An 8,775-nucleotide genomic window follows, 5' to 3' on the forward strand; every position below is an offset into this window, starting at 1 on the left:
TAACAGAGCAGGGCGAATCCCGAGATGTCCATCAACCAGCCGCCCAGCACCGGGCCGATCAGCGAGCCGACGGCGGTCGCTGATTGCAGGCGGGCCAGGGTGTGGCCGCGCCGGGAGCTGTCGCAGCAGGCCAGGGCATAGGCTTGCGCGGCGGCGAGAAACCCGGCCAATGCGCCTTGCATTACGCGAATGCCCACCAGCAGCCACGGGTCGACGGTGATGGCCGCCAACCCTTGGCACAACGCCAATGCCAGTAACGCCCGAACGATCATCGGCTTGTGTCCGGTGCGATCACCCAACCGGCCCCATACGGGAGTCAGGAGCATGGCGGCGAGCATCGGGCCGGCATAGACCAGCGCCGATAACAACGCGGTATAGCCGGCGCCCTCGGGCCCGAGCAGATGGCGGATCTGCAAGGGCCAGAACGGGCCGCTCATTTCCATGGCACCCATGGAGACCAACTGGATGACGATCAGCAGTCGCAACGCGCGACTGTCAGCGAGCATGGGCGCTGGATCGCAGTGGGTTGCTCAGGCGTCCGACGATGTCGGCGTGGCTGTCGTGCAAGCGCATGCGCATGAACGATTTGGCCGGCCAGTCCTGTTCCAGCAAGGCCGCGCGCTCGCTGTCCCAGCGTGCCGGTTCGACGTGTTCACGCAAGGCGTCGAAACACTCTGCAACGTGCGCTGCCAATCGCTCCCACAGGAGGTTTTCCGATACGTTCCAGTGACGGGCGCAGAGCAACGTCAGCTCGCCGAGGTGGCACATGAACGTGGTGTGCAGGAGACGGCCCTGGGCCAGGCGTACCCAATCGCGCAGCAAAGGTTGTTCGAATTCGTTGACGGCGAACAGGCTGCCGACCGGTATCGCCAACTCGCCTGCTTGCAGCAGGGTCAGCGGGTTGTCGCGGTACAGCACGGCGGCATGCCGGGACAGTTCGTCATTGGCCGGTTGTGGCGCGTAATGCACGCCGATGCGCTCCGGCACGATGTTCAGCAGGCGCTGAATCTGCGGCTCCTGATCGAGAATATCCAGCAACAGCTGACTGATGCGCGGCCCCATTCGGGCCGAGCGCGGCGACACGGTGCGCTGCACGCTGGTCAGCCGTAAGGCCACCGGCAATTTGACCATCGGCGCAACGCGACTGGCCTCCGGTACGACCGTGCGGAACGACATGGTCGGATGGCCAGTGAAGGCCACGATGTCGGTGATGATCAGCAGGTTGTCGGCGATTTCGTTGGCGAACGATTTTGGCAGCTCTTCATCGGCTTGCCAGGGGTGCGACGGGAGCGGGAGGTAGTCCGTTACTTCCAGGCCCAATTGCTGCAAATGGCGCTGCAATTGTTCGGCGGCCTGTGGGAAGTGACCTTGCCACCAGCCCCAGTAATCGGCGCTGCCGACCAGCGTTTCGACGTGGGCGTACTGGCGGTGCAGGGCGCACAGCACGATCGGGAAACTCGCTTCGAACTCCGGCGAGAAAGCGATGACCTGAGTGGCGCTCAAGCCCAGTTTGGTCTTGTAGTTGGGGTGCCATGGATGGCCGAGCGTGCCCCACTGTTCGAGCAGTGATGTCGGGTTCTGGTGACCGGGGCTGGCTTTGAGCCAGGCGAGCAGGTTGTCGTCGTGTTCGGTGCCGATCTGCTCTCTCAGGCGTTCGGTCCATCCATGGTGAAACGCCAGGCACAGGGTGTCGTTGCTGTAGCTGTCATCCAGCTCGCGGGCCAGACGTTCCAGTACCTGCGCAGAGGCGGGCGGGTTGAGCTGGGTGGCGAGATGGGCCAGCAGTTCGCTGGGCAACTGGATCTTGTGCGGCAATGCATCGGGGGTGTGCAGAACGATACTGCCGCGTACGTCCCAGCTGTTCATCCTGCCACCGGACAGGTGATCGAAGCACAGGTGCGCACCGTCGCCCAGCGGCAGCCAGCAGCGGCGGTTGTCGTCGTATTCGCAGGCGTCAGGGTTGATCAGGCCTTCACGAAACAGCGCCTGGATCAGGCGTTGAAAACAGCGCTGGGCGGCGGGTTCCAGCGCATTGCTCAAATGATCGAGGGTGATGCGGTGGGACTGGAAAGCCTGGGTGCCAAGGGCTTCGCTCCAGTGTGAGAGCAGTTGCTGCTGTTGTTGCGTGTAGGCGCGCATCAGGTCCGACTCCTTCTGGACAGTTGTTTAGCTGAATGCGCGCTGAGAATACCTTCTAAAAACAATAATGCAAATGATAGTAATTCCTACTTGTGGTGTGGGAAAGCTCCTATTCAGAGGCTGGTTTAGTCTTTGCTCAAGACGATGTAGTGCTCACCGACCTTCTGCGCATAGCCCTCCACCACGTGCTGACACAACGCCACAATCTCCTCGACCCATTCCGCGCCGACCCGCCATGAGACCACCACTTGCAGGTTGGGCGGGCGTTGGTCGATGGCCAGCAAGGTCAATTCGCCCCGGGCCAGTTCTTCACTGACCAGCACCGGCGGCAAGGCACCAATGCCGAAACCGTCACGCAGCAATCGGATAATCGCCGACACCGAATTCACGCAATTGAGCTTTGGCGCGAGTACGCCATTGGCCTGCATCAGGCTGAGCACGTCCTGATGCGGGTGGGAGTTTTTCGAGTAGGTGATGATCCGTTCACGGGCCAGTTCGGCGACGCTGGTGTAGTTGCGGTTGTAGATCGAATGGCTGGCGACGATCCAGCCCATCGGGTGGCTGGCCAGTTCCAGGCTGCGCACGCTTTCCTGGCGCAGCAGGTCGGTTTGCAGAATCAGGTCGAGAAAACCTTTTTGCAGCTGATCGCAGAGATTCAGCGAGGTATCGGCRACCAACTCGATTTCTACCAACGGATAGTGATCGGTCATCTGTGCCACCAACGGACTGAGCCAGGTGTRAATGACCGTGTCCATCACGCCGATGCGAACCCGTCCGACCTTGCTTGAGCGGGTTTCCAGCGACTGCTTCAGCGCTTGCATGGTGTCGAGCATTTGCTCGGCGTAATCGAGCACCTTCACACCTTCGGGCGTCAGCTTCACACCGCGTGAATCACGCAGGAACAGCTTTACCCCAAGCTCGCTTTCCAGCACCGCGATGCGGCTGGAAATCGAGGCCTGGGTGGTGAAGAGCTTGTCGGCCGTCAGGCGAAAACTTTTCAACCGGGCGACCCAAACGAAGGTTTCGAGAAATTTGAGGTTCATGCGATCAACTTTTTCTTATGCCTTGGCAGGGTTTTTATTAGTTGGACGGGCAGGGCGCCGTCGTCGAAAAATGCGCCAAACCCACGATAGGCGCCCGGCCCCTTCGACTGGTATCGCAACATCAATCAGCAGGAACGCCGAACCTTCTGGAGCTGCAAGATCGGCTATGGCCTGGACGGTATGGACACCCAAATGCTGAGCTTTGTGGTGCCAACACTGATCGCCATGTGGGGCATCACCACTGGCCAAGCGGGGCTGATCCACACCAGCACGCTGATCGCTTCGGCGATTGGCGGTTGGGTCGCCGGGATTCTCTCTGACCGCATCGGTCGCGTGCGCACCTTGCAACTGACAGTGCTGTGGTTTGCCTTCTTCACCTTCCTCTGCGGGTTCGCGCAAAACTACGAACAACTGTTGATCGCCCGAACCTTGATGGGCTTCGGTTTCGGTGGTGAATGGACTGCCGGCGCAGTACTGATGGGCGAGGTGATCCGCGCCAAAGACCGCGGCAAGGCGGTGGGCATGGTGCAATCCGGCTGGGCCCTGGGCTGGGGCCTGACGGCGATTCTGTATGCGCTACTGTTCTCGATCCTGCCGCCGGAGGATGCCTGGCGCGCGCTGTTCATCCTCGGCATTGTGCCGGCAATTTTCGTGATCTTCGTCCGCCGACTGGTCAAGGACCCGGAAATCTACCGCCAGGCCAAGGCCCGGCAGGAACCGAGCAACCCGTCGAGGTTCTACGAGATTTTCGCCCCCGGCATGCTCAGCACCACGTTTCGCGCGTCCTTGCTGACCACTGGCGCCCTGGGCGGTTACTACGCGATCACTTCCTGGCTGCCGACCTTCCTGAAAAACGAGCGCGGACTGAGCGTGCTCGGCACCGGCGGTTATCTGGCGATGGTGATTCTCGGGTCTTACGCCGGCTATGTGATCAGCGCCTATATGACTGACATTCTGGGTCGCAAGAAGAACTTCATTCTGTTCGCGGTCGGCTCGTTCACCATTGTGCTGCTCTACACCCAACTGCCGGTCAGCAATGGTGTGATGCTCTGGCTGGGCTTCCCGCTGGGGTTCTTCGCCTCGGGGATTTTCAGTGGCATGGGCGCGTTTCTCACCGAGCTGTTTCCAACGCGGATTCGCGGTTCGGGCCAGGGCTTTTGCTACAACGTTGGTCGCGCGCTGGCGGCGCTGTTTCCGCTGCTGATCGGTTTGCTCAGCCAGAAAGTACCGCTGAGCGTCGGGATCGGCGCGTTTGCGGCGGTGTCCTACGGTGTAGTGATCCTGGCGGCGTTGAGCCTGCCGGAAACCCGTGGCAAGCAACTCGAAGCGCAGTAACTGATAATCTGTGGGACAGCTCGAACGTCCCCGGTTAAAACGAAAAAACCTCAGGAGTACTCACTGTGAGCCGCCTGCTATTGAACTGCGATATCGGCGAAAGCTTTGGTCACTGGACCATGGGGCTGGATGCCGAAGTGATGCCGTACATCGATTGCGCCAACATTGCCTGCGGGTTCCATGCCGGTGACCCGAGCATCATGCGCAAGACCGTCAGCCTGGCGCTGAGCCATGGCGTGCAGATAGGTGCGCATCCGGCCTATCAGGATCTGGTGGGGTTTGGCCGCCGTTCCATGGCCTACACCGCGCAGGAACTTCAGGATCTGCTGCACTACCAGATCGGTGCGCTGGACGGCATTTGCCGGGCTCAGGGAACTCGCGTCAGTTACGTCAAACCCCACGGTGCGATGTACAACGACATGATGGCCAACCCGGCGCAACTGCGGGCGGTGATTCAGGCCGTCGCGGCGTATGACCCCCTATTACCGTTGATGCTGATGGCGACCCGTGACAACCACGCGGCTCAACTGATGGGCGACGAGTACGGTGTGACGCTGTGGTTCGAAGCATTCGCCGACCGTGCCTATGACAGCGCCGGGCATCTGGTTTCACGGCAGTTGCCGGGGTCGGTGCATCACGATCCCGAGACCATCATTCAACAGGCGCTGACTATCGCTCGCGGTGACAAGCTTGTCGCCAGCGACGGCAGCGCCTTGCATTTGCAGGCCAACACCCTCTGCGTACACGGCGACAACGCCAGTTCGGTGGCGGCGGTGCAGCGGATCCGTGAAGCGTTGAATCAGCAGAGCGCGCCATGAAGCCACGGGTTGAAGTGGTGGCCATCGATTGTTTGATGGTGCGGTTGTTCGATGAAATCGCCGAAGCCAACATGCCGTGGATGCTCGCCGCCAGCGAGCGACTGCGTGCAGGATTCGCCGGGCATTTGATCGATCTGGTGCCGTCTTATACGACCCTGATGGTGCATTACGATTTGCTCGCCTTGAGTCCGGTCCAGGCGCGGGAGCTGATCGCCGAAGCCTTGACCGATCTGACCCCGAACGCCCGGGCCAGTGGTCAATGTCATGTGTTGCCGGTCTGGTATGACCTCAGTGTCGGACCTGAGCTGAGCCTGCTTTCGCAGCGCAGCGGGCTGGCTGTGGAGGAGGTGATTCGTCGCCACAGCGAGCGTGAGTATCAGGTCTTCGCGCTGGGTTTTGCACCGGGGTTTGCCTTTATGGGACTGGTTGAAGAAGTGCTGGCCGCGCCCCGTTTGAATACCCCGCGCAAGCGTKTGGCGGCCGGCAGTGTGGGGATTGCCGAGCGGCAGACTGCGGCTTATCCGGTGGTGTCGCCGGGTGGCTGGAACCTGATCGGTCGCACCCCGGCCAAACTGTTTGATCGCGAGCGTGAGGGCTACAGCCTGATGCAACCGGGCGATACGGTACGTTTTGCCGCGGTCGGCCATGCCGAGTTCGTCAATCTGGGCGGCGACGATACGCCGCTGGAGGTACTGGCATGAGCCGTTTGACGATCGAAGCCAGCACGCCGCTGTGCCTGCTACAGGATGCCGGGCGCTTCGGTGTGCGGCATCTGGGCGTGACCCAAGGCGGTGCGGCGGATTGGTTGTCGATGTCCTGGGCCAACTGGCTGCTGGGCAACTCGCTGGAGGCTGGGGTGATTGAAGTCACCCTCGGCGGTTTGACCCTGGAGGCGCAAGACGATTGTTGTCTGGCGCTGGCGGGGGCGGACCTCGGTGCGCTGCTCGACGGCCAGTCKCTGGCGCCGTGGCGCAGTTTTTCCCTGAAGAAAGGCCAGCGTTTGCAATTCACCCAACCCATGCACGGTGCCCGTGCCTATCTGGCAGCGCCCGGCGGTTTCAATGCGCCCCAGGTGTTGGGCAGTTGTGCGACGGTGGTGCGCGAGGAGCTCGGTGGTCTCGACGGTTTTGGCCGGCCCTTGGCCCGCGGTGCCGAATTGGGTTATTCCGGGGCGGCGCAGGCTCTGCGGGAGGTGCCGCGCGAGCAGCGACCAGACTTCACGCTGAATCAGCCGCTGGATCTGGTGCTCGGTGCGCAGCATGGCGCGTTCAGCGGGCAGAGCCTGTTTGACGCCTTCAACCGTGTCTGGACCCTCGACAGTCGTGCCGACCGCATGGGTATCCGTTTGCTGGGGACGGCGTTGCAGTATCAAGGCAAACCGATGATCTCCGAAGGCATCCCGCTGGGCGCGGTTCAAGTGCCACCGGACGGACAGCCGATCGTGCTGCTCAATGATCGGCAGACCATTGGCGGTTATCCACGGTTAGGCGCGTTGACGCCGTTGGCGTTGGCCCGCCTGGCGCAGTGTTTGCCAGGGCAGCAGATCCGGTTGGCGCYGGTGGTGCAGGAAACGGCGCATCGGCAGCAGGTCGAGTATTTGCGCAGGTTCATCAACCGCTAAAAGCTTCGCGAGCAGGCTCGCTCCCACAGTAGATCGGTGTTGCTCACACGTTGTGTGACCGACACTTACCCCTGTGGGAGCGAGCCTGCTCGCGATAGGGCCCTGACGGGCAGCGAAGCTTATTTGGACAAAAACCGCATCCCTTCTTCCAGCCCGCGCAAGGTCAGCGGGAACATCTGGTCTTCGATCAGATCGCGCACGATGTTGGTCGAGGAGGTGTAGCCCCAGGTGTCTTTCGGGTACGGATTGATCCAGATGAGCTTCTTGTACTTTTCCATGAAGCGCTGCATCCACACGTAACCGGCTTCTTCGTTCCAGTGCTCGACGCTGCCGCCAGCCTGGGTGATTTCATAAGGCGCCATGGCGGCGTCGCCGACGAAAATCACTTTGTAGTCGGCGCCATACTTGTGCAGCAAGTCCATAGTGGACGTGCGTTCCGAGCCACGGCGCATGTTGTTCTTCCACACCGACTCATAAATGAAGTTGTGGAAGTAGAAGTACTCCAGGTKCTTGAACTCGGTCTTGSMGGCSGARAACAGCTCCTCGCAGAKCTTSAYRTGGSCGTCCATCGAGCCGCCGATGTCGAACAGCAGCAACAGCTTGATGGTGTTGCGGCGTTCCGGGCGCATCTGAATATTCAGCAGCCCTGCGTCACGGGCGGTGTGGTCGATGGTGCCGTCGATGTCCAGCTCGTCCGCCGCACCCTGGCGGGCGAATTTGCGCAGCCGCCGCAGGGCCACCTTGATGTTGCGCGTGCCTAACTCGACTTGATCGTCGAGGTTCTTGTACTCGCGCTGGTCCCAGACCTTGACCGCTTTGCCCTGGCGTTTGCCGGCATCGCCGACCCGGATGCCTTCCGGGTTGAAACCGCCGGAGCCGAACGGGCTGGTGCCACCGGTGCCGATCCACTTGTTGCCGCCGGCATGGCGCTCCTTCTGTTCTTCGAGACGCTTCTTGAACTCTTCGATCAGCTTGTCGAGACCGCCGAGGGACTGGATTTGCGCGCGCTCCTCATCGGTCAGCGAGCGCTCGAATTCCTTGCGCAACCAGTCTTCGGGAATCAGCGCCTGAAGATGATCGTCGAGTTTTTCCAAGCCATTGAAGTAGGCACTGAACGCCCGGTCGAACTTGTCGAAATGCCGTTCGTCCTTCACCAGAATCGCCCGCGACAAGTAATAAAACTCGTCCATGTCGGCGAAGGTCACGCGCTGTTTCAGCGCGTTGATCAGGTCCAGCAGCTCACGCACCGAGACCGGCACCTTGGCTGCACGCATTTCATTGAACAGGTTGAGCAGCATGGCTTTCGCCCTTGATCTTGTCAGAAGAGTATCAGCGGGTGCCGCGACGGCTCATGAACGCCAGGCGCTCGAGCAATTGCACGTCCTGTTCGTTCTTCACCAGGGCGCCGGCCAGCGGCGGAATGGCCTTGGTCGGATCGCGTTCGCGCAGTACCGCTTCGCCGATGTTGTCGGCCATCAGCAATTTGAGCCAGTCGACCAGTTCGGAGGTCGATGGCTTCTTCTTCAGGCCCGGGACCTTGCGCACATCGAAGAACACGTCCAGCGCCTCGCTGACCAGGTCTTTCTTGATGTCCGGGTAGTGCACGTCGACGATTTTTTGCAGGGTGACGCGGTCCGGGAAGGCGATGTAGTGGAAGAAGCAACGGCGCAGGAAGGCGTCCGGCAGCTCTTTCTCGTTGTTGGAGGTAATGATGATGATCGGACGCTGCTTGGCCTTGATGGTCTCGTCGATCTCGTAAACGTAGAACTCCATCTTGTCGAGTTCTTGCAGCAGGTCGTTCGGGAACTCGATGTCGGCC

9 protein-coding genes are annotated in these 8,775 nt (G+C 61.0%); 4 read left to right on the top strand and 5 right to left on the bottom strand.

The features are described from left to right. From AC1DH9_RS20750 to AC1DH9_RS20760, 3 genes are all read right to left on the bottom strand, one after another. Window positions 1–506, bottom strand: a 506-nt coding sequence (locus tag AC1DH9_RS20750) for an MFS transporter (RefSeq protein WP_477808694.1), incomplete at its 3' end; no start/stop codon positions are given. Further along, the gene (locus tag AC1DH9_RS20755; RefSeq protein WP_477808695.1) at window positions 496–2,139 is read right to left on the bottom strand and encodes an IucA/IucC family protein; all 1,644 of its coding nucleotides are present in this window, start codon (window positions 2,137–2,139) and stop codon (window positions 496–498) included. The genes AC1DH9_RS20755 and AC1DH9_RS20750, both read right to left, overlap by 11 nt. A gap of 125 nt (window positions 2,140–2,264) precedes the next feature. Then, window positions 2,265–3,182: a LysR family transcriptional regulator gene (locus tag AC1DH9_RS20760; protein ID WP_477808696.1), complete on the bottom strand. Its 918-nt coding sequence runs from the start codon at window positions 3,180–3,182 to the stop codon at window positions 2,265–2,267. A gap of 120 nt (window positions 3,183–3,302) precedes the next feature. On the opposite strand from AC1DH9_RS20760, the gene AC1DH9_RS20765 reads away from it, so the two are divergent. From AC1DH9_RS20765 to AC1DH9_RS20780, 4 genes are all read left to right on the top strand, one after another. Beyond that, window positions 3,303–4,517 carry an MFS transporter gene (locus AC1DH9_RS20765; protein WP_477808701.1) on the top strand — a complete coding sequence of 405 codons (1,215 nt, stop codon included), beginning with the start codon at window positions 3,303–3,305 and terminating at the stop codon, window positions 4,515–4,517. A gap of 65 nt (window positions 4,518–4,582) precedes the next feature. Continuing rightward, a complete protein-coding gene (locus AC1DH9_RS20770; RefSeq protein ID WP_427540575.1) occupies window positions 4,583–5,335 on the top strand; it encodes a 5-oxoprolinase subunit PxpA in 753 nt (250 codons plus the stop codon). Further along, the gene (locus AC1DH9_RS20775; RefSeq protein WP_477808697.1) at window positions 5,332–6,036 is read left to right on the top strand and encodes a 5-oxoprolinase subunit B family protein; all 705 of its coding nucleotides are present in this window, start codon (window positions 5,332–5,334) and stop codon (window positions 6,034–6,036) included. The genes AC1DH9_RS20770 and AC1DH9_RS20775 overlap by 4 nt, the downstream gene beginning before the upstream one ends. After that, complete coding sequence (locus AC1DH9_RS20780; RefSeq protein ID WP_477808698.1) at window positions 6,033–6,956, top strand: 5-oxoprolinase subunit C family protein; 924 nt, start codon at window positions 6,033–6,035, stop codon at window positions 6,954–6,956. Before AC1DH9_RS20775 ends, AC1DH9_RS20780 begins: the two co-directional genes overlap by 4 nt. A 119-nt stretch (window positions 6,957–7,075) precedes the next feature. On the opposite strand, the gene AC1DH9_RS20785 is transcribed toward AC1DH9_RS20780, so the two are convergent. Then, entirely contained in the window at window positions 7,076–8,254 is a 1,179-nt protein-coding gene (locus tag AC1DH9_RS20785; RefSeq protein WP_477808699.1) for a vWA domain-containing protein, read from the bottom strand. A 31-nt stretch (window positions 8,255–8,285) separates the two neighbouring features. After that, on the bottom strand, window positions 8,286–8,775 hold a 490-nt coding region (locus tag AC1DH9_RS20790), incomplete at its 5' end, for an AAA family ATPase (protein WP_477808700.1).

The sequence above is a fragment of the Pseudomonas sp. 05T35 genome (assembly GCF_056396605.1).

Excerpts from the sequence above, each read along its gene's own strand:
- AC1DH9_RS20755 (WP_477808695.1), bottom strand. The coding sequence starts at position 2,139 with ATGCGCGCCTACACGCAACAACAGCAGCAACTGCTCTCACACTGGAGC.